Raw genomic sequence first — 18,603 nt, 5'->3', positions numbered from 1 at the left:
CCAGGGGGTCGCAGGTTCAAATCCTGTCTTCCCGATATTCCCAAAAAACATGGGGCCTTAGCTCAGCTGGGAGAGCGCCTGCCTTGCACGCAGGAGGTCAGCGGTTCGATCCCGCTAGGCTCCACTTTATTTAATATATGTCTCGGAGGTATACCCAAGTTCGGCTGAAGGGATCGGTCTTGAAAACCGACAGGCGGTGAGAATCGCGCGGGGGTTCGAATCCCTCTACCTCCTCCATTTTTTCTTTAATGGTTTAGACATATAATAATAAAATATTTATTTTTTCCTTCATGGAGGTATACCCAAGTTCGGCTGAAGGGATCGGTCTTGAAAACCGACAGGCGGCGAGAGTCGCGCGGGGGTTCGAATCCCTCTACCTCCTCCATTTTTTAAAAATTTATATTGTCGCGGGGTGGAGCAGCACGGTAGCTCGTCGGGCTCATAACCCGAAGGTCGCAGGTTCAAATCCTGTCCCCGCAACCAAATGGTCCCGTGGTGTAGTGGTTAACATGCCTGCCTGTCACGCAGGAGATCGCCGGTTCGACCCCGGTCGGGACCGCCATTTATGTTGGCTCGGTAGCTCAGTCGGTAGAGCAGAGGACTGAAAATCCTCGTGTCGGCGGTTCGATTCCGTCCCGAGCCACCATTTTTTTATGCCGGCTTAGCTCAATTGGTAGAGCAACTGACTTGTAATCAGTAGGTTGGGGGTTCAAGTCCTCTAGCCGGCATCATTTAGGGGCATAGTTTAAAGGTAGAACTGAGGTCTCCAAAACCTCCAGTGTGGGTTCGATTCCTACTGCCCCTGTAAAGTATATGGGCCTATAGCTCAGCTGGTTAGAGCGCACGCCTGATAAGCGTGAGGTCGATGGTTCGAGTCCATTTAGGCCCACCATATATTATTCCGCAGTAGCTCAGTGGTAGAGCTATCGGCTGTTAACCGATCGGTCGTAGGTTCGAGTCCTACCTGCGGAGCCATGGCCCGTTGGTCAAGTGGTTAAGACACCGCCCTTTCACGGCGGTAACACGGGTTCGAATCCCGTACGGGTCATACAAAAAAGAGTCAGCATTATGCTGACTCTTTTTTATTTTGTTAATCCTTTTTATTACGTTACTTTCCAGAAATAAATAAAGGAATTTTGGAAAAGCTATGGTATGTATAAAAAGGAGGAAATCATAATGACACGAGTTAGAGACTTAATGAGTACCCATATTGTACATTGTACACCGCTAGACAATGTATATGAGGCAGCTGTTAAAATGAAGGAAGAATCAGTTGGATTAATTCCTGTTGTTGAAAATGAGCAAGTTGTTGGGCTTGTTACTGATCGTGATTTAGTCGTTCGAGGGATTGCTGAAAAACATCCTGGATCTAATAAAATTACAAATGTAATGACAACAAATATTATCTCAGTTTCTCCAAATGATTCTATTGAAAAAGCTACAGAGCTAATGGCACAGCATCAAATTAGACGATTACCAGTAGTTGATAGTGGTCAACTTATTGGCATGTTAGCACTAGGAGATTTAGCTATAAGGGAATCAGCAGATGATCAAGCTGGATTTGCCTTGAGCGAAATCTCAGAGCATACAGAGTAAATTGAAACTTTAATTAACCGAGAGTCTAATGGTCACTCATAAAGAGCTAAATTATATATAAAGTTCAGATACATTATTCTAGCATATATGGATTAAACTAATATGTTAGCGTGATGTATCTGAGACATTATATAATAAGGATACGGTTAATAATTTCGACAGTTTTTTTTAATTTGTTATTCTTCATTTTTAATAAGAGAAAAGATGATATACTGATAGATATAAGTATTATGAGGGATTTTGAATATAACAATATTAATTTTTAGTGGTGCGATAATAAATTAATATTTCCTACATAGATGAAAAGGGAAGGGGAATTATATGAAGGCTGTACAGGGCGATCCAAATTGGAATTTGGTTACAGATACATATATAGAACCAAATAATTTCGCTGAATTATTTTCTTTGCTTGTACCTTGTCACCCAAAAGGTGAGGGGAAAGAACGAACTATATTAGTATGGAAAGAAAAAGAATTTTATAAAGAAGAAAATTTAGCGGCATTTATCGTATATGGCATGAATAAAGCAAAGAAATTACCGCAGTTTCATAAAGATGAAATTCCAACTTTAGTGCGTATTCTTCGCTTATGCCAAGAGATTGGTTGGTATGAAGAGGCAAATGATTTTATGATAGCGCAAGGATTAGCTGAGTTTGTTCATACTTCATTGGAATATGAAACATGGGATCTTTTGACACAATCAGTTGCTTTAAATTATTTAATTATTAAATATCGTATAGGTGAATTGACAGATAGGGATATTGAAATTTGGGATAGAGTTAAATTTAATGAGAAGTGTATAACCGATTGTAAACATTTATTATCTCATAAAGAAGTATTGGAATTTACATTCTTTTATATGTGCAAGAGAGCGAAATCATTATCAAAAGAGCAATTAAATAGTGATATGATGAGTTTAGCAATGTATTGTAATACTTTTGTATATGATTTGTATACACATGATTTATTACGGAAATATCGTAAGTGTACAGATTTCCTATCATATTATGGACCTAGTCAGGCAGTTTTAGCATGTCAAAGAGCTGTATTATCTCAAATTTCCGATCGCTTAGACCCATTAAAGACAACGCATGTAGATGATTATTTATATGTGATGAAAGAAATGATGGAGCATATGACGATAGGAGTAATGGATCGATACGGTCATTTTATTGGAAAGCTACTATCTTATGTGCCATTTTTCGAAATGATACAAGTTCCACAGCATGCATATTATTGTGAAGAATTACTGTATATTTGTAAGGGCATTGAATATAAAGAAGAAATACTACGCAATTATATATTTATACAATTACATGATTGTTTACCATCATTCTTTAGGCTATTTCTTAAAAATAAGCGTTACGCAACGATTCATGATATTCTTTTCTATTGGTGCGATGACGAACAAAGAATGAGCTTAGAGAAAAAATATAATCTGAGCTTTATTTATGAAAAATATGCTTGTGGATAAACAATATTTCCGATATGAAAAATTAATATAAATTAAAAAGGATCTCCAGTTTATGTGAGATCCTTTTTTGTTAGTAAAACAAGGAGAAAGTGATTAAGACAAGAAACAACATTCCATATAGGAGAAGTTGTTCAGTATAACTTCCTTGTATACCAAAAAAAGTATTGGCTTTCTTATACAAATTCAATATGTATTTTATTGGAGTATCTTTGAAAGATTGGTACACAGTGTCTCCTCTTTCTAAGCTTCTTGTTCTTGTTTTTGTTTATAAGGGACATTAATATATCTAGCTACAAATAATAAAACAGCCATAAAGAATACTGGAAATACAGTAGATAAATAAAAGCCATTACTAATTATATTTGTTATGAGAGCACTCAAAAGAAAAATAGCATTATAAATATGGGCAATTTTTTGTTTTAGTTGCACTTGAAATGATTCCATCATAATTTCTAATGCAACAAAAGCAATAATAATAGATAAAAATACAATGTTTGTATTGTAAATGATTAAACAGCAGATTAAACCTAAAAAGGCTACGTATTCAATTATAAGAGGTATATTGCGTGGCATACAATTTACCTAACTAAATATGGCAGTGGATTTACTGCATTTGTTTTTTCAAAATTCCATTCTCCATTATGTAATTCAAAATGAAGATGTTGCCCGTATGAATGACCTGTGTTTCCCATATGACCTATTAATTGTCCAGTTTGTACTTGATCACCAGCTTGTACAGTGCGATCCTTCATATGAGCATAAACAGTTGTATATAATTTCCCATTGATTTGATGCGCAATGAAAACAACATTGCCATAGCTAGCTGAATAATAAGATTTCACAACTTTACCTGCAGCAGCAGCTTGGATAGAGACGTTTCCTGGAGCGGCAATATCTATACCATAATGCATTTGTTCCCAGCGTATATCAAAGGTTGAGCTAATTCTTCCTTGAGCAGGGAATTTGAAAGCAGCTGGAATTGATGAAGGTTGATCTGTTTTAGCTTGTGGTTGATTTTGTACTACATAGTGTTTTGCTACATATCCGTATCCTGTGCCAAAACGAATTTTATACCAAGTTCCTACAGTTTCTACTACTTGTACTTGTGTACCGTTTTGTAATGAACCGAGTAGAGCGCTACTTGTACTAGCGTTGCTACGTACATTTAGATTAGGTGTTGCAACAGTATATTTTGTATTATTTTGAACGGTGATTCCTTTTACTAAGGGTTGTGAACCATTAGAGATGAATGCTTTTTGTACGTAACCTGTTTGGCCATTATGCGATATTTTATACCATTCGCCTTGATCTTCTTGAACGGTAATAAACTTGCCATTTGGTAATACATCTAAAATGGAAGATTCTAAATTAGGTTCAGAGCGAACGTTTAATGCATTAGCATTAACGATGTATTGATCATTAGAATGAAGTTTGTTTTTTAGTAAAATAGCATCTTTTTGTACATAACCTACTTTATTATGAACAGATACTTTATACCACTCATTAGTTGTTTCAAGGATGTTCACTTTTGTATTAAAGCGAATTGTATCAATTGATGTGCTTTTTACGTTATCTTCTGTATGTAATGCTACTTGATCGACTTTGACATACCCAGTTTTAATATTAGATAATTGTTCAGCGTTTGCTTTTTGTACATTTGTTTCACCCATAGAAGGAAGTAAAGAAGCAATCGCTACAGTAGTTGCTGTTAAAGCAGCAGCTTTCATATTCATGGAATAGAGACCTCCTCTAGTTGTATAGTTGTAATTTTATTATAGTATAAAGATATAATATAGTGGGTGTATTCACATAAATGTAATATGAAATCAATATAAAAATAAATTTTTTGAGGATAATGATTCCTTTTTATACAATTAATTGGGGTTTTATTTTCTAAAATAGAATGTATGTATTGTATAACTTTGATATTTTGTTGATAATTAAGAAAATTAAAAAAGTTGATGATGTCTTATTAGGGTGTTATACTGACAGTGATAATTTTATAGTTTGCTAGGAGAGCTGGTGTTGCCAGCTGAGAGTAGGCCGTAAGCCTTTGATCCTTTTTATTACCTGATCTAGATTATGCTAGCGTAGGGAAGCAATTCGGACACTAACAATGAGTCCCCGTTTCTTTGCGTATAGAAACGGGGCTTTTTTATTTGAAAATTTCATATTGAAACCACTAGGGGTGCTTGATTTGCTGAGAGAGGAATAATCCTTAACCCTTACAACACCTGATCTAGGTAATACTAGCGAAGGGAAGTGGAACATCGAATAAATGTATAACTTTATTTGCTGTAACCACTTCTTATATATAGAAGTGGTTTTTTATTTAGATACATATATTGAAAGGGGATAGAGAAATGAAATTTTGCGATAGATTATTAGAAACTGTGCAACCGGTTTGGGAGATGAGTCATAATCATCCGTTTGTAGTGGGTATGGGAGATGGCACGTTAGAAAAAGATAAATTCCAGTATTATATTATTCAAGATTATTTATATCTGCTAGATTATGCAAAGTTATATGCGATTGGTGTTGTAAAAGCAACGAATCCACAAGTAATGGGAAAGTTCGCTGAACAAATTGATGGAATATTAAATGGCGAAATGACAATCCATAAACAATATGCAAAAAGACTTGGAATTTCTATAGAGGAGATAGAGTCTGCGAAACCATCTGCTAAAAATTTAGCTTATACAAATTACATGATGTCTGTATCTCAAAATGGCACACTTGCGGAATTAATAGCAGCGCTTCTTCCATGTATGTGGAGCTATTGGGAAATTGGAAAGCGTTTAAATGATATTCCTGGAGCAAGAGATCATGAGTTTTTTGGTGAGTGGATTCAAGGATATAGTTCGGAAGAATACGGTAATCTTTGTATTTGGTTAATAGATTTATTAAATAAAATGGCAGTTGGAAAGTCTGAGACAGAACTAGAAAGATTAGAGGAGATTTTCTTATATTCCAGTCGATTTGAATATTTATTCTGGGATATGTCCTATCGTAAGGAGATGTGGGGATTTGAGGAGCAAGAACATACTACAGTTTCATAATGTTTCTTTTCATTACGATGAGAAACCAATCATCCATGAATTAAATGCTTCTATACATGAGAAAGAGTTTGTCAGTATTATCGGACCGAGTGGATGTGGGAAAAGTACTTTATTTCGCCTTATTACAGGTCTAGAAAAGGTAAGTACTGGACAGATAGAACTGACAGAAACAAAGCACCATCCTGTAGGATATATGCCGCAAAAAGATATGCTTTTGCCGTGGAGAACAATTATTGAGAATGCTGCCCTGCCGCTAGAGTGCCAAGGTGTACAGAAGAAAGAAGCACAAGTAAAGGCAAAGGAACTGTTACATAAATTTGGTTTGCAAGGGTATGAGAAAAAATATCCGAAAGATTTATCTGGTGGTATGAGACAACGTGTATCTTTTATTCGAACTTTATTAACAGGCGGGGAAATATTGCTGTTAGATGAACCATTTAGTGCGTTGGATGCTTTAACGAAGACCTCTTTGCAAGAATGGTTGTTCGAACAATGGCAAGAGTGGGAAAAAACAATTTTATTCATTACTCATGATGTTGAAGAAGCGTTATTTCTTTCAAACCGAGTTTTAGTAGTGGAACAGCAGCCGATAACGACTTTGACTGAGCGGACTGTACCGCTTGATCATAACAGAACACGAAAAGATTTATATAAACCGGAAGTATTAGCGCTGAAAGATGAGCTTCTTAGTATGTTACAAAGGCAGGTACTTGTGTGATGAACCGATTGAAAGAATTAGTTCCTGCTATTACACTTTCTAGTATTTTACTAGCTGTGTGGGAAATAGGAGCAAGAATTGTAGATGAGATGTACATTTTACCGTCACCTTCTGCGATTGTAATGAAGATATGGAAACTAAAAGACATATTATTTACAGTTCATTTACCTGCAACGTTATACGTCGTTTTAATAGGTGTTGTTATCTCTATCGTATTAGGTGTAGGGCTAGCGATGTTAATGAATGCGAGTACATGGATGGAGAGAGCGTTTTATCCATTATTAGTTGCTTCACAAACGATTCCGATTACTGCGCTTGCTCCGCTATTTGTTTTATGGTTTGGATACACAATTTGGAGTAAGGTTGTTGTCACAGTTTTAATTACGTTTTTCCCAATTGCGGTCAATACGTATGATGGACTGCGTAGTACGAAAAAAGAATGGGAGGAGCTCTTAGTTACATATGGAGCAACAAAAAGAGATATTTTTCTTAAATTAAAGTTGCCATCTGCTCTTCCTTATTTTTTCTCAGCTTTAAAAATTGCAGTTCCGCTTAGTGTTATCGGAGCAGCAATTGGAGAATGGCTCGGTGCACAAGCTGGGCTTGGATATTTCAGTAAGAGAATGATGACGCAGTTAGATGGAGCTGGCGTATTTGCACCTATTGTATTGTTATCATTATTAGCTATTTTCTTCGTCGTAATTATTTCCATATTAGAAAAGAAATTCATTAGTTGGAGGAAGTATTCATGAAATTTTTAAAGCGCATCTTTGTGTTTACATTAATAATTGCAATAATTGCAGGATGTTCGAGTAATTCAGCATCAGACAAAAGTAAAAAAGAGAAAGAAATAACAGTCATGTTAGATTGGTATCCAAATGCGGTACATAGCTTTATCTATGCAGCAATTGAAAAAGGATACTTTAAAGAAGAAGGTGTAAAGGTAAATATTAAATTCCCTTCTAATCCGACTGATCCATTAACGCTGGCAGCAGCAGGGAAGGTGACAGTTGGCTTGTATTATCAGCCAGATGTTGTTATGGCGAGAGCGAATGAGCAAATTCCAGTGAAATCAATTGGAGCTGTCGTACGTTCACCATTAAATCATGTTGTATCACTGAAATCAGCGGGCATTCAATCACCGAAAGATTTAGAAGGAAAAACAGTAGGATACTCTGGAACACCTTTAAGTGAGATGTATTTAAAAACGATGGTAAAAGAAGCTGGTGGTAATCCTGATACAGTGAAAGTAGTTGATGTTGGCTTTGATTTAGTACCAGCATTAATTACGAAGAAAGTAGATGCGGTAACAGGGGCATACATTAACCATGAAGTACCTGTTATGCGTCATGAAGGCCATGAACCAGCGTACTTTAATCCAGCTGATTACGGAGTACCAAACTACCATGAGCTTGTGTTTGTAACAGGTGATAAAACGTTGAAAAAAGATAAAGAAGCGTTGCAAGCTTTCTTACGTGGTACGAAAAAGGGCTATGATTTCATGAAGAAAAACCCAGATGAAGCATTGAATATTTTATTAAATCATCAAGAAAAAGAAAACTTCCCACTTGTGCCAGAAGTTGAAAAGGAAAGTATGAAAATTTTATTAGAGAAGATGGAAACGAAAGATGAGCCATTCTTATCAGATTCAAAAGAATCTTGGGAGAAACAAAATAAGTGGCTGAAGGACAAAGGAATGACGAAAGAAACCGTCCCAGCCGATGAACTATTCGAAAATATTTTAAAGTAGGCGAATGAATATGAAAAATGAGCTCCACGTAATCTCAAATGGCCATATGCCATTCGAAGAGTTAGTGAATGTAGCGATGCAAATTGAGAGTGAGATTGATTATTTGCATATTCGTGAGCGTGAGAAGAGTACAAAGGAATTGTATGAAGGTGTGGAAAGTCTTTTGAGGAAAGGCTTTCCAGCATCGAAAATAGTGATAAATGACCGAATTGATATTGCTATTTTATTAAACATTCCGCGCGTGCAGCTAGGATATCGAAGTACAGATGTAAAGTCAGTGAAAGAAAAGTTTTCGTATTTGCATGTCGGTTATTCTGTGCATTCTTTAGAAGAGGCGATCGATGCATTTAAGAATGGAGCGGATTCACTTGTCTATGGCCATGTATTTCCGACAGATTGTAAAAAAGGTGTGCCAGCGAGAGGGCTTGAAGAAATTTCAGACATTGCAAGGTGTTTATCTATACCGATTACAGCAATTGGAGGAATTACCCCAGAAAACACAGTGGATGTTCTTACTAACGGTGTAAGTGGTATAGCAGTTATGTCTGGAATTGTAAGTAGTAGTAACCCGTATAGCAAAGCGAAATCTTATAAGGAATCAATAAGAAAGTGGGCGGAAAAACATGTGTGAGAAGTATGATGTAGCGATTATTGGTGGTGGTGTAATTGGCAGTTCAGTTGCACATTTTCTAGCAGAAAGAGGACATAAAGTAGCGATTGTGGAGAAGCAAAGTATTGCATCGGAAGCTTCCAAAGCAGCTGCTGGTTTACTTGGTGTTCAGGCAGAATGGGATGTGTATGATCCGCTATTTGAACTTGCTAGAGAAAGCCGAGCTATATTTCCACAACTTGCAGCAGTTTTACGTGAAAAGACGGGTATTGATATTGGATATGAAGAAAAAGGAATTTATCGTATTGCTCAAAATGAAGATGAGAAGGAAAGAATTCTTCACATTATGGATTGGCAGCAGAAAACAGGTGAAGATTCTTATTTTCTAACGGGAGACCATGTGCGGGAAAAAGAGCCATATCTATCCGAATCTATTATAGGAGCAGTATATTATCCGAAAGACGGTCATGTTATTGCACCAGAGCTTACGAAAGCATTCGCACATTCTGCGGCAATTTCCGGTGCTGATATATATGAACAGGCAGAAGTATTTGATATCCGTATTGAAAATAATAAAGTGACTGGAGTTATTACAAGTGAAGGTATTGTCACATGTGAGAAAGTCGTTATTGCAGGAGGTTCATGGAGCACGAAGTTACTCAGTTATTTTCACCGTGATTGGGGTACATATCCAGTTAAAGGAGAAGTGGTTGCGGTAAGAAGTAGAAAACAACTTTTAAAAGCACCTATTTTTCAAGAAAGATTTTACATTACTCCAAAGCGCGGTGGACGTTACGTAATTGGGGCAACAATGAAGCCACATACGTTCAATAAAACTGTGCAGCCAGAAAGTATAACTTCTATATTAGAGCGTGCTTATACAATATTGCCAGCTTTAAAAGAAGCAGAATGGGAAAGCACGTGGGCAGGATTACGACCACAATCGAATCATGAAGCTCCTTATATGGGAGAGCATGAAGAAATAAAAGGTTTATATGCTTGCACGGGCCATTATCGAAACGGTATTTTATTAAGTCCTATTTCTGGCCAATATATGGCTGATTTAATAGAAGGAAAGCAAGAGAATCATTTGCTAGATTCATTGCTTTCTAGAAGAGTTTAGAAAGGGGATGGAAGTTTGAATTTAAAAATTAATGGTAACCAAATTGAAGTGCCAGCGAGTGTAAAAACAGTAGCTGAGCTACTTACACATTTAGAGTTAGATAACAGAATTGTTGTAGTAGAGCGTAATAAAGATATTTTACAAAAAGATGATCATACAGATACATCTGTTTTTGATGGAGACCAAATTGAGATTGTAACTTTCGTAGGAGGCGGTTGATTATGTTAAACATTGGACCATTTTCATTTCATTCTAGACTTTTATTAGGAACAGGTAAATTCCCTGATTTTGACGTACAGCAAAAGGCAATTGACGTTTCTGAAGCTGAAATTTTAACGTTTGCAGTACGTCGTATGGATATCTTTGATGCAAAGCAACCTAATTTATTAGAGAAACTTGATGTGAAAAAATATACGTTATTACCAAATACAGCAGGAGCAAAAAATGCTGAAGAGGCTGTTCGTATTGCAAAATTAGCAAAAGCTTCTGGGCTTTGTGACATGATAAAGGTAGAAGTTATTGGTGATGATAGAACGTTATTACCTGATCCGGTAGAAACGTTAAAGGCATCTGAAATGTTACTGGAAGAAGGATTTATCGTACTTCCGTATACATCTGATGATGTTGTATTAGCACGTAAATTACAAGAGCTTGGCGTGCATGCGATTATGCCAGGAGCATCTCCAATCGGATCAGGACTTGGTATTGTAAATCCATTAAATTTGGGCTTCATTATTGAACAAGCGACAGTACCAGTTATCGTTGATGCCGGTATTGGTAGCCCAGCTGATGCGGCATTTGCAATGGAATTAGGAGCAGATGGAGTGTTATTAAATACAGCTGTATCAGGAGCAAAAGATCCTATTAAAATGGCACAAGCAATGAAATTAAGTATTGAAGCAGGCCGTTTAGGATTTGAAGCAGGTCGTATTGCACGTAAGCGTTGTGCAACTGCAAGTAGTCCTTTAGAAGGAATGAGCGTAGTTGAATAATCGATATTCTCGCCAAGAACTATTTTCTCCAATTGGAGAAGAAGGACAGCAAAAGATAAGAGAAAAGCATGTGCTTATTATCGGTGCAGGTGCATTAGGTAGTGCAAATGCAGAGATGTTTGTAAGAGCAGGTGTTGGCAAGATAACAATTGTTGACCGTGATTATGTAGATTGGAGTAATTTACAAAGACAACAATTGTATGCAGAGAGCGACGTAAAGAATAATCTTCCAAAAGCTATAGCGGCTAAAAAACGTTTAGAAGAGATTAATAGTGATGTAACAATAGAAGCTCTCGTTCAAGATGTAACAGCTGAAGAGCTAGAAGAACTTGTTACAAATGTTGATGTAATTATTGATGCGACTGATAATTTTGAAACACGCTTTATTGTGAATGATATAGCACAAAAATATTCTATTCCATGGATTTACGGTGCATGTGTAGGTAGTTACGGTCTTTCTTACACAATCCTTCCTAGTAAAACACCATGTTTATCATGTTTATTACAGTCGATTCCGCTTGGCGGGGCAACATGTGATACAGCGGGTATTATATCACCTGCTGTATCTCTTGTCGTTTCTCATCAAGTAACAGAAGCTCTTAAACTGTTAGTAGAAGATTACGAATCACTTCGAGATGGGCTTGTATCGTTTGATATGTGGAAGAATGAGTATTCATGTATGAATGTGCAAAAACTTCGCCAGCATAATTGTCCTTCATGCGGAGAGAATGCATTATATCCGTATTTAAATAAAGAGAACACATCAAAAACAGCAGTTTTATGCGGGCGAAATACAGTTCAAATTAGACCACCTTATAAAGATGAAATGAATTTTGAACAATATAAAGAGTTGCTGGAAGGTCGCGTGAATGATTTAAATATAAATCTATATTTATTATCATTTTCTGTTGAAGACAAGAGGTTAGTAGCCTTTAAAGATGGCCGTGTGCTCGTACATGGAACGAAAGATATAAGCGAAGCAAAAACGATTTATCATCGCTATTTTGGATAGAAAAGGATGAGTGGGATGAAAGTGAATAAAGCTTTAACAATTGCAGGGTCTGATAGCGGCGGCGGTGCTGGAATTCAGGCAGATTTAAAAACATTCCAAGAGCTTGGTGTATACGGAATGACGGCTATTACGGCAATTACTGCTCAAAACACGCTTGGCGTTCAAGGGGTATATCCTGTTCCGTTAGAAGGTATTACAGAACAGCTGAATTCAATTGGTACGGATTTAACACCAGATGCAGTGAAACTAGGAATGTTATTTAGTAGTGAAATAATTCAAAGTGTTGCAGAACAAATTAAAAAGTTTGGCTGGAATAATATTGTGCTAGATCCCGTTATGATTGCAAAAGGCGGTGCATCATTATTACAGCAAGAAGCAGTTCAAGCATTAAAAGAATATTTATTACCGGTAGCAACTGTTATAACACCGAATGTCCCAGAAGCAGAAGTGTTAACTGGGATGGAGATTCATAATGTTGAAGATAGTAAGGAAGCTGCAAAAGTATTGCATGAATTAGGTGCTAAATATGTGCTTATGAAGGGCGGACATGCAGAATATCAAGGGAATGAAGTAATTGATTTCCTCTTTGATGGAGAAAAATTTATTGAGTTTAGAAGCGAGCGAATTCCTTCAAAGCAAACGCATGGAAGTGGGTGTACATTTGCTTCAGCGGTTACAGCAGGACTTGCGAAAGGATACTCAATTGAAGATGCTGTTCAAGAAGCAAAACGATTTATTAGTATAGCAATTGAAGAGCCATTGAATATTGGTAGTGGTCATGGACCGACGAATCATTTTGCATATAAAGTGAATAGAACGCGTGCATAGGTAAGTGAAAAGCCAGTTTTATAACTGGCTTTTTTTCTGTTTACTTTTTCAAAATACAGGAGTAATATATCAGCCAGAATACATTTTTTTGTAAACGCTGAGTCCAATTATATGGAGCGGAGGAACCAATTTGTGCGTAGGCACTAGGGGTGAATCTTTCAAGTTTGAAAGTAGGGCTACTCTCAAAGTCCGAATCCGACAGCTAACTTCGTAAGCGTCTTGAGAGAGGACGGTGCCATGATGGATACATCACTTCATCGATCTGATTAGTATAGGGGAATATCAATCTATGTTTGATTTCTTTTATACTAAGGAGGATGAGGTACATGGAACTAACACTTATTTGTGTTGGAGAAGAAAGTAAGGTAGATAGTTTAAGAGATCTAGTACCATTTCAACATAAGTTAATTATTTTTACAGCAAATGAAGAGATAGCGGCTGAAGTTAGGAATTGTGGGTTTGATTGGACTTATAGCTGCAGTAAGGAGCAGGACTTTACTAGTATTTGTGAGTGTATTAAGAAGGTGATTTTACTAGGGGATGAGCTTCCAATCGTTAGTTTTTTCACAGAACACATTCGCTTTTCTTTTCAAGCACCTATTACTGTTGTTACAAGGAATAAACGATATCCAGCGAGGCTCTATGAAACAATTGGAGCTAAGTTTGTCGTGTTTACAAATTGTGATAATATTTCTTTTTTATTTTTTGAATAGGGCGGGGGAAGAAATGATGAAGGTATTATTACTTGGAGATATAGCAAATCGTTGGGCAGTATCGGTAGAGCGAGTTCAAGAATTGGTTCAGATCGATCCCCTTTTTCCAGGGCCGTATATTATATTACCATCAAAAGATGCTTTGTATTTAGAGGTGGATATTACCGAGTATGAGCAGCTACATGCAGAATTGACACAAGTTTATATTCGCGGGAGAAATTTACGTGCATTTTTACGAGGAGAATAAAGGTTGAATAAAAAAGAGCGAATGCTGAGTGCAACAAGCTATGCACTTCATCTCATTCGCTCTTTTTATTTCATATTTAAAAGGTCATTTTTAAGAAAAGAGAAGAGAAATAAAGAAAATAGATGAAATAATAGTAATAATATTCAATGTAAGCGTTTAAATGAATGTAAATATTATTATTTTCAGTAATTTAACCCTTTACAAGTGAAATATAGAGGAGTATATTTACTCTCATAAATCATTCATAAAATTTCCAAAAAAACCTAAAATCGCTGAGTTCCAGAAATGGAGCGGGGGAACCAATTTTGTGCATCGTCACTTGGGGTGAATCTTTCAGTTTTGAAAGTAGGGCTACTCTTTAGGCCCGAATCCGACAGCTAACCTCGTAAGCGTTTAGAGAGGAGGTTTACTTTTTGTTGTTCATTTTTTGAACACTGAGTAGAGCTCAGTGTTCTTTTTTAATATTTAGATGGTAAATTTTAACAAAAACAAAGCGAGGGATAGCTATGTTAGATGTTGTAATGGTCGGGATTTTTATTTTATTAGTTGCATCAATGGCAAGTCTTGCAAGTTGGTCAGATAAAGTTGTGAAAGAAGGAAAGCAATCATGATGATTGTCTTATCGGTTATTGTCGCAGCAATTACAGTGTATTTAGTGTATGCATTATTAAATCCAGAGAAGTTTTAATTAGGGGGAATCATTCATTATGATTTGGGTTGCAGTCATTATTACAATGCTCTTGTTTATTTTAGTAGCAAAGCCAATGGGGATTTATTTAGAAAAAGCTTTTCAAGGTAGCAAAATGCTAGATAAAGTATTCGGGCCTTTTGAAAAACTTATTTTTAAAATTATGGGTGTAAAAGAATACAATCAAACGTGGAAACAGTACGCATTATCATTAGTTTTACTCAACGGATTTATGATTGTTATTGTATATTTCATTTTCAGATTACAAGGTGTGTTGCCGCTAAATCCAGCGCATATTGAAGGGATGGAGCCTACGCTCGCTTTTAATACAGCGATTAGTTTTATGGCTGATACAAACTTACAGCATTATAGCGGTGAAAATGGTTTATCCTATTTATCACAATTAATCGGGATTACATTTTTAATGTTTGCGGCACCAGCAACGACATTGGCGCTCGTTATGGCTTTTATAAGAGGACTTGCTGGAAAAGAACTTGGTAACTTTTTCGTTGATTTTACGAGAGCGTTAACGAGAGTGTTTCTTCCTATCGCATTTATTGCGGCACTAGTTTTTGTTGCACTTGGCGTACCGCAAACGTTAGATGGGGCGGTTACAGCACAAACGATTGATGGGGCAAAGCAAAGTATATTACGTGGCCCTGTTGCATCATTCGTTTCTATTAAGGAACTTGGAAATAACGGCGGTGGATTTTTCGGAGCAAACTCTACGCATCCTTTTGAAAATCCAGGACAAATGAGTAATATTTTGCAAATGATGCTTATGATGTTATTACCAACAGCACTTCCATTTACGTACGGACGAATGGTAGGAAATAAAAAACAAGGTCGCATCCTTTTCGTGTCACTATTTATGGTATTTTTACTAGGGTTTATAACGATTACGACATCTGAACTAAACGGGAACCCGGCATTAAATGGAATGGGTATCGAACATGTACAAGGAAGTACAGAAGGGAAAGAAGTACGATTTGGAACAGTATTTTCTTCACTATACGCAACGGTAACGACAGCTGCTGAAACTGGGGCTGTTAATACGATGCATGATACGTTAACACCAATTGGCGGTCTAGTTCCACTTGTAAATATGATGTTAAATACAGTGTATGGCGGCGTTGGAGCAGGCTTTGTAAACATTATTATGTATGCAATTATTGCAGTGTTTATATCTGGGTTAATGGTTGGACGGACACCAGAGTTTTTAGGTAAAAAGATTGAAGGTAAGGAAATGAAATTAATTGCGGTCACGATTTTATTTCATCCATTGCTCATTTTAGGCTTTTCGGCATTAGCTCTTTCAACAAATTTAGGGACGGATGCTATTTCTCATTCTGGTTTCCACGGTTTAACGCAAGTTGTATATGAATATACATCGTCAGCTGCAAATAACGGATCTGGATTTGAAGGATTAGGAGATAATACACCGTTTTGGAATATTACGACTGGTTTAGTTATGTTTTTAGGACGCTACTTCAGTTTAATTACGATGTTAGCTGTGGCAGCTTCGCTGAAAGAAAAAACGGTAGTGCCAGAAACAGTTGGAACGTTCCGTACAGATAATAGTTTATTTGGTGGCATCTTCATCGGAACAATTGTAATTGTCGGTGCATTAACATTCTTCCCGATGTTAGTACTCGGTCCAATTGCAGAATTTCTTACATTGAAGTAATGGAGGGTAAATGATGAGACCGGTAGTAGTAAAAGAAAAACAATTAAATGAGTCACAAATACATGCTGTAGAAGATGAAGTTAGACAAGCGAAAACGATGGATCGTGATATCGTAACACATGCGATGAAGCAATCCGTTGCGAAATTGAATCCGAAAGTCATGATAAAGAATCCGATTATGTTCGTTGTGGAGATTGGATTTATCATTACGTTCATTTTATCTTTTCTTCCAAGTAGTTCTAGTAGTATACCAGATTGGTTTAATATAACAGTTTCTCTCATTCTATTATTTACAGTTTTATTTGCGAATTTTGCAGAAGCATTAGCAGAAGGTCGTGGTAAAGCGCAAGCCGATTCTTTAAAGCAGTCGAAGAAAGATGTGTTTGCAAATGTAGTAAAAGAAAATGGAGACATTGTCCAAGTTTCAGCAACTGATCTTAGAAAAGGTGACGTTGTTATCGTAAAACAAGGAGAAATGATTCCGAATGATGGCGAAGTAATCAAAGGATTAGCATCTGTAGATGAATCTGCAATTACAGGGGAATCAGCTCCTGTTATAAAAGAAGCAGGCGGTGATTTTTGTTCCGTAACAGGTGGAACGATGGTCGTAAGTGATGAAATTACAATTGTCATTACGAGTAATCCTGGTGAATCATTTATCGACAAAATGATTTCTTTAGTAGAAGGAGCTGCTCGTCAAAAAACGCCGAATGAGATTGCTTTAAATACAGTATTAACGAGCTTAACTCTTATTTTCTTGATCGTTGTTGTGACGTTGCCGATTTTTACAAATTATTTAGGGTTTCAAATTGATACTGCTGTGCTAGTTGCATTATTAGTTTGTTTAATTCCAACGACAATTGGTGGGCTATTATCGGCAATTGGTATTGCTGGGATGGACCGTGTGACAAAGTTTAACGTGTTAGCGATGTCGGGGAAAGCAGTAGAAGCTGCTGGCGATATTAATACAATTATTTTAGATAAAACAGGTACAATTACTTTTGGGAACCGGATGGCTCATACATTATTGCCTGTAGGAAATGAAACGATTGAGCAAGTTGGAAAGTGGGCCGCTATTAGTTCTGTTTTAGATGAAACACCAGAAGGTCGATCTGTTATCGAGTATGTGCAGGGAAAATCTATATCATACAATAGGGAACTTGCAGAACAAGGTGAGTTTGTTCCGTTTAAAGCAGAAACGAGAATGAGTGGTGTTGATTTACAAGACGGAACAAAAGTGAGAAAAGGTGCTGTAGGTGCCGTTATTGAATGGGTTGAGTCACAAGGCGGAATAATTCCGAAAGATGTAAATCAAAAAGCAGACTTAATTTCAAAAGAGGGTGGAACACCACTTGTAGTTGCAGTAGATAATCGTATTTATGGTTTAATTTATTTAAAGGATACAGTAAAACCGGGTATGCGTGAGCGTTTTGAACAGTTACGCCAAATGGGGATTAAAACGGTTATGTGTACAGGTGATAATCCGTTAACGGCAGCAACGATTGCAAAAGAAGCTGGAGTAGATGAATTCGTTGCCGAGTGTAAACCGGAAGATAAAATTGCTGTTATTAAAGCAGAGCAAGATAAAGGGAAACTTGTAGCAATGACAGGTGATGGTACAAATGATGCTCCAGCATTGGCACAGGCGGACGTTGGATTAGCGATGAACAGTGGTACGACAGCAGCGAAAGAAGCGGCCAACATGATTGATCTAGACTCGAATCCAACGAAAATTATTGAGGTTGTAGGAATCGGTAAGCAATTGTTAATGACGCGAGGTGCTTTAACGACGTTTAGTATTGCGAATGATATAGCGAAATATTTTGCAATCATTCCAGCAATGTTTACACTTGCGATTCCGCAAATGGAAGCATTGAACATTATGAAATTAACATCACCACTGTCAGCGATTTTATCAGCATTAATATTTAACGCTGTTATTATTCCATTACTCATTCCGTTAGCGATGAAAGGTATTGCATATAAACCGATGAGTTCTAATGCATTGCTTAGCCGAAACTTACTTATTTATGGGCTTGGTGGAGTTATCGTTCCGTTCATTGGAATTAAGGTAATTGATATGATTGTCGGCTTGTTTATATAAGGA

Annotated in this window: 20 protein-coding genes, 11 tRNA genes and 4 riboswitches; of the genes, 29 read left to right on the top strand and 2 right to left on the bottom strand. The window is 36.8% G+C overall.

Translation table 11 applies throughout. From position 1 onward, the window contains the following. Nucleotides 1–51 precede the first annotated feature (51 nt). The 13 genes from EBQ15_RS26175 (at nt 52) to EBQ15_RS26115 (ending at nt 3,069) form a co-directional block, all read left to right on the top strand. Nucleotides 52–124: transfer RNA gene (locus EBQ15_RS26175), tRNA-Ala, on the top strand. Between the two features lie 20 nt (nt 125–144). Continuing rightward, a tRNA-Ser gene (locus EBQ15_RS26170) sits at nt 145–237 on the top strand. Between the two features lie 55 nt (nt 238–292). Further along, nucleotides 293–385, top strand: a tRNA-Ser gene (locus EBQ15_RS26165). 21 nt (nt 386–406) lie between these two features. After that, nucleotides 407–483: transfer RNA gene (locus EBQ15_RS26160), tRNA-Met, on the top strand. A 3-nt stretch (nt 484–486) separates the two neighbouring features. Next, nucleotides 487–562, top strand: a tRNA-Asp gene (locus tag EBQ15_RS26155). A gap of 8 nt (nt 563–570) precedes the next feature. Continuing rightward, nucleotides 571–646 (top strand) — tRNA-Phe (locus EBQ15_RS26150). A gap of 9 nt (nt 647–655) precedes the next feature. Next, a tRNA-Thr gene (locus EBQ15_RS26145) sits at nt 656–728 on the top strand. Nucleotides 729–734: 6 nt separating this feature from the next. After that, nucleotides 735–805 (top strand) — tRNA-Trp (locus EBQ15_RS26140). A gap of 10 nt (nt 806–815) precedes the next feature. Next, a tRNA-Ile gene (locus EBQ15_RS26135) sits at nt 816–892 on the top strand. An 8-nt stretch (nt 893–900) separates the two neighbouring features. Further along, nucleotides 901–975 (top strand) — tRNA-Asn (locus EBQ15_RS26130). 1 nt (nt 976) lies between these two features. After that, a tRNA-Glu gene (locus tag EBQ15_RS26125) sits at nt 977–1,048 on the top strand. A 128-nt stretch (nt 1,049–1,176) separates the two neighbouring features. Beyond that, on the top strand, nt 1,177–1,596 hold the full coding sequence (locus EBQ15_RS26120; RefSeq protein ID WP_000199010.1) for a CBS domain-containing protein: 420 nt from the start codon (nt 1,177–1,179) through the stop codon (nt 1,594–1,596). A gap of 321 nt (nt 1,597–1,917) precedes the next feature. Further along, nucleotides 1,918–3,069, top strand: a complete 1,152-nt coding sequence (locus EBQ15_RS26115; RefSeq protein ID WP_000648911.1) for a DUF3965 domain-containing protein — start codon at nt 1,918–1,920, stop codon at nt 3,067–3,069. A 240-nt stretch (nt 3,070–3,309) separates the two neighbouring features. Here the strand turns inward: EBQ15_RS26115 and EBQ15_RS26110 are convergent, their stop codons facing one another. Together EBQ15_RS26110 and EBQ15_RS26105 are read right to left on the bottom strand one after the other, a co-directional pair. Continuing rightward, nucleotides 3,310–3,642, bottom strand: coding sequence for a hypothetical protein (locus tag EBQ15_RS26110; RefSeq protein WP_001137821.1), 333 nt, complete (start codon nt 3,640–3,642; stop codon nt 3,310–3,312). 5 nt (nt 3,643–3,647) lie between these two features. Then, nucleotides 3,648–4,802: an SH3 domain-containing protein gene (locus EBQ15_RS26105; RefSeq protein WP_001056015.1), complete on the bottom strand. Its 1,155-nt coding sequence runs from the start codon at nt 4,800–4,802 to the stop codon at nt 3,648–3,650. A gap of 269 nt (nt 4,803–5,071) precedes the next feature. Next, nucleotides 5,072–5,183, top strand: a riboswitch (TPP riboswitch). 60 nt (nt 5,184–5,243) lie between these two features. Further along, nucleotides 5,244–5,347, top strand: a riboswitch (TPP riboswitch). 85 nt (nt 5,348–5,432) lie between these two features. Between EBQ15_RS26105 and tenA the strand changes: the two genes are divergently transcribed. From tenA to kdpB, 16 genes are all read left to right on the top strand, one after another. Then, nucleotides 5,433–6,128: a thiaminase II gene (tenA, locus tag EBQ15_RS26100; protein ID WP_000666830.1), complete on the top strand. Its 696-nt coding sequence runs from the start codon at nt 5,433–5,435 to the stop codon at nt 6,126–6,128. Next, nucleotides 6,097–6,846: an ABC transporter ATP-binding protein gene (locus EBQ15_RS26095; RefSeq protein ID WP_001256793.1), complete on the top strand. Its 750-nt coding sequence runs from the start codon at nt 6,097–6,099 to the stop codon at nt 6,844–6,846. Before tenA ends, EBQ15_RS26095 begins: the two co-directional genes overlap by 32 nt. After that, complete coding sequence (locus tag EBQ15_RS26090) at nt 6,846–7,598, top strand: ABC transporter permease (protein ID WP_001080856.1); 753 nt, start codon at nt 6,846–6,848, stop codon at nt 7,596–7,598. Before EBQ15_RS26095 ends, EBQ15_RS26090 begins: the two co-directional genes overlap by 1 nt. Beyond that, a complete protein-coding gene (locus EBQ15_RS26085; protein WP_000670412.1) occupies nt 7,595–8,596 on the top strand; it encodes an ABC transporter substrate-binding protein in 1,002 nt (333 codons plus the stop codon). The genes EBQ15_RS26090 and EBQ15_RS26085 overlap by 4 nt, the downstream gene beginning before the upstream one ends. 10 nt (nt 8,597–8,606) lie before the next feature. After that, on the top strand, nt 8,607–9,227 hold the full coding sequence (gene tenI / locus EBQ15_RS26080; protein ID WP_000787172.1) for a thiazole tautomerase TenI: 621 nt from the start codon (nt 8,607–8,609) through the stop codon (nt 9,225–9,227). Continuing rightward, nucleotides 9,220–10,329 (top strand): glycine oxidase ThiO, encoded by a 1,110-nt coding sequence (thiO, locus tag EBQ15_RS26075; protein WP_000333315.1) that lies wholly within the window; start codon nt 9,220–9,222, stop codon nt 10,327–10,329. The genes tenI and thiO overlap by 8 nt, the downstream gene beginning before the upstream one ends. A gap of 15 nt (nt 10,330–10,344) precedes the next feature. After that, nucleotides 10,345–10,548, top strand: a complete 204-nt coding sequence (gene thiS / locus EBQ15_RS26070) for a sulfur carrier protein ThiS (RefSeq protein WP_001049502.1) — start codon at nt 10,345–10,347, stop codon at nt 10,546–10,548. A 2-nt stretch (nt 10,549–10,550) separates the two neighbouring features. Then, nucleotides 10,551–11,321 carry a thiazole synthase gene (gene thiG, locus EBQ15_RS26065; RefSeq protein WP_000931980.1) on the top strand — a complete coding sequence of 257 codons (771 nt, stop codon included), beginning with the start codon at nt 10,551–10,553 and terminating at the stop codon, nt 11,319–11,321. Next, nucleotides 11,314–12,333: a thiazole biosynthesis adenylyltransferase ThiF gene (thiF, locus tag EBQ15_RS26060; protein ID WP_001065423.1), complete on the top strand. Its 1,020-nt coding sequence runs from the start codon at nt 11,314–11,316 to the stop codon at nt 12,331–12,333. Before thiG ends, thiF begins: the two co-directional genes overlap by 8 nt. Before the next feature lie 15 nt (nt 12,334–12,348). Beyond that, nucleotides 12,349–13,161 (top strand): bifunctional hydroxymethylpyrimidine kinase/phosphomethylpyrimidine kinase, encoded by an 813-nt coding sequence (gene thiD / locus EBQ15_RS26055; protein ID WP_000867385.1) that lies wholly within the window; start codon nt 12,349–12,351, stop codon nt 13,159–13,161. Between the two features lie 85 nt (nt 13,162–13,246). After that, a riboswitch (cyclic di-AMP (ydaO/yuaA leader) is annotated at nt 13,247–13,394 on the top strand. A gap of 93 nt (nt 13,395–13,487) precedes the next feature. Next, nucleotides 13,488–13,874, top strand: coding sequence for a hypothetical protein (locus EBQ15_RS26050; protein WP_000424066.1), 387 nt, complete (start codon nt 13,488–13,490; stop codon nt 13,872–13,874). A gap of 13 nt (nt 13,875–13,887) precedes the next feature. Further along, nucleotides 13,888–14,121: a hypothetical protein gene (locus tag EBQ15_RS26045; protein WP_001985933.1), complete on the top strand. Its 234-nt coding sequence runs from the start codon at nt 13,888–13,890 to the stop codon at nt 14,119–14,121. Nucleotides 14,122–14,381: 260 nt separating this feature from the next. Further along, a riboswitch (cyclic di-AMP (ydaO/yuaA leader) is annotated at nt 14,382–14,527 on the top strand. A gap of 100 nt (nt 14,528–14,627) precedes the next feature. Beyond that, the gene (locus EBQ15_RS26040; protein ID WP_000887894.1) at nt 14,628–14,732 is read left to right on the top strand and encodes a SipW-dependent-type signal peptide-containing protein; all 105 of its coding nucleotides are present in this window, start codon (nt 14,628–14,630) and stop codon (nt 14,730–14,732) included. Then, entirely contained in the window at nt 14,729–14,809 is an 81-nt protein-coding gene (gene kdpF / locus EBQ15_RS26035; protein ID WP_000973728.1) for a K(+)-transporting ATPase subunit F, read from the top strand. The genes EBQ15_RS26040 and kdpF overlap by 4 nt, the downstream gene beginning before the upstream one ends. Nucleotides 14,810–14,828: 19 nt before the next feature. Continuing rightward, nucleotides 14,829–16,496, top strand: coding sequence for a potassium-transporting ATPase subunit KdpA (kdpA, locus tag EBQ15_RS26030; protein ID WP_000638317.1), 1,668 nt, complete (start codon nt 14,829–14,831; stop codon nt 16,494–16,496). A gap of 13 nt (nt 16,497–16,509) precedes the next feature. Next, nucleotides 16,510–18,600: a potassium-transporting ATPase subunit KdpB gene (kdpB, locus tag EBQ15_RS26025; RefSeq protein ID WP_001247997.1), complete on the top strand. Its 2,091-nt coding sequence runs from the start codon at nt 16,510–16,512 to the stop codon at nt 18,598–18,600. Nucleotides 18,601–18,603 lie beyond the last annotated feature (3 nt).

It is taken from the genome of Bacillus sp. 2D03 (assembly GCF_003946765.1).
GTDB classification, from domain to species: domain Bacteria; phylum Bacillota; class Bacilli; order Bacillales; family Bacillaceae_G; genus Bacillus_A; species Bacillus_A cereus.
The sequence above is the reverse complement of the archived record's forward strand: the minus strand, read 5'-3'. Positions and strand labels throughout refer to the sequence as shown.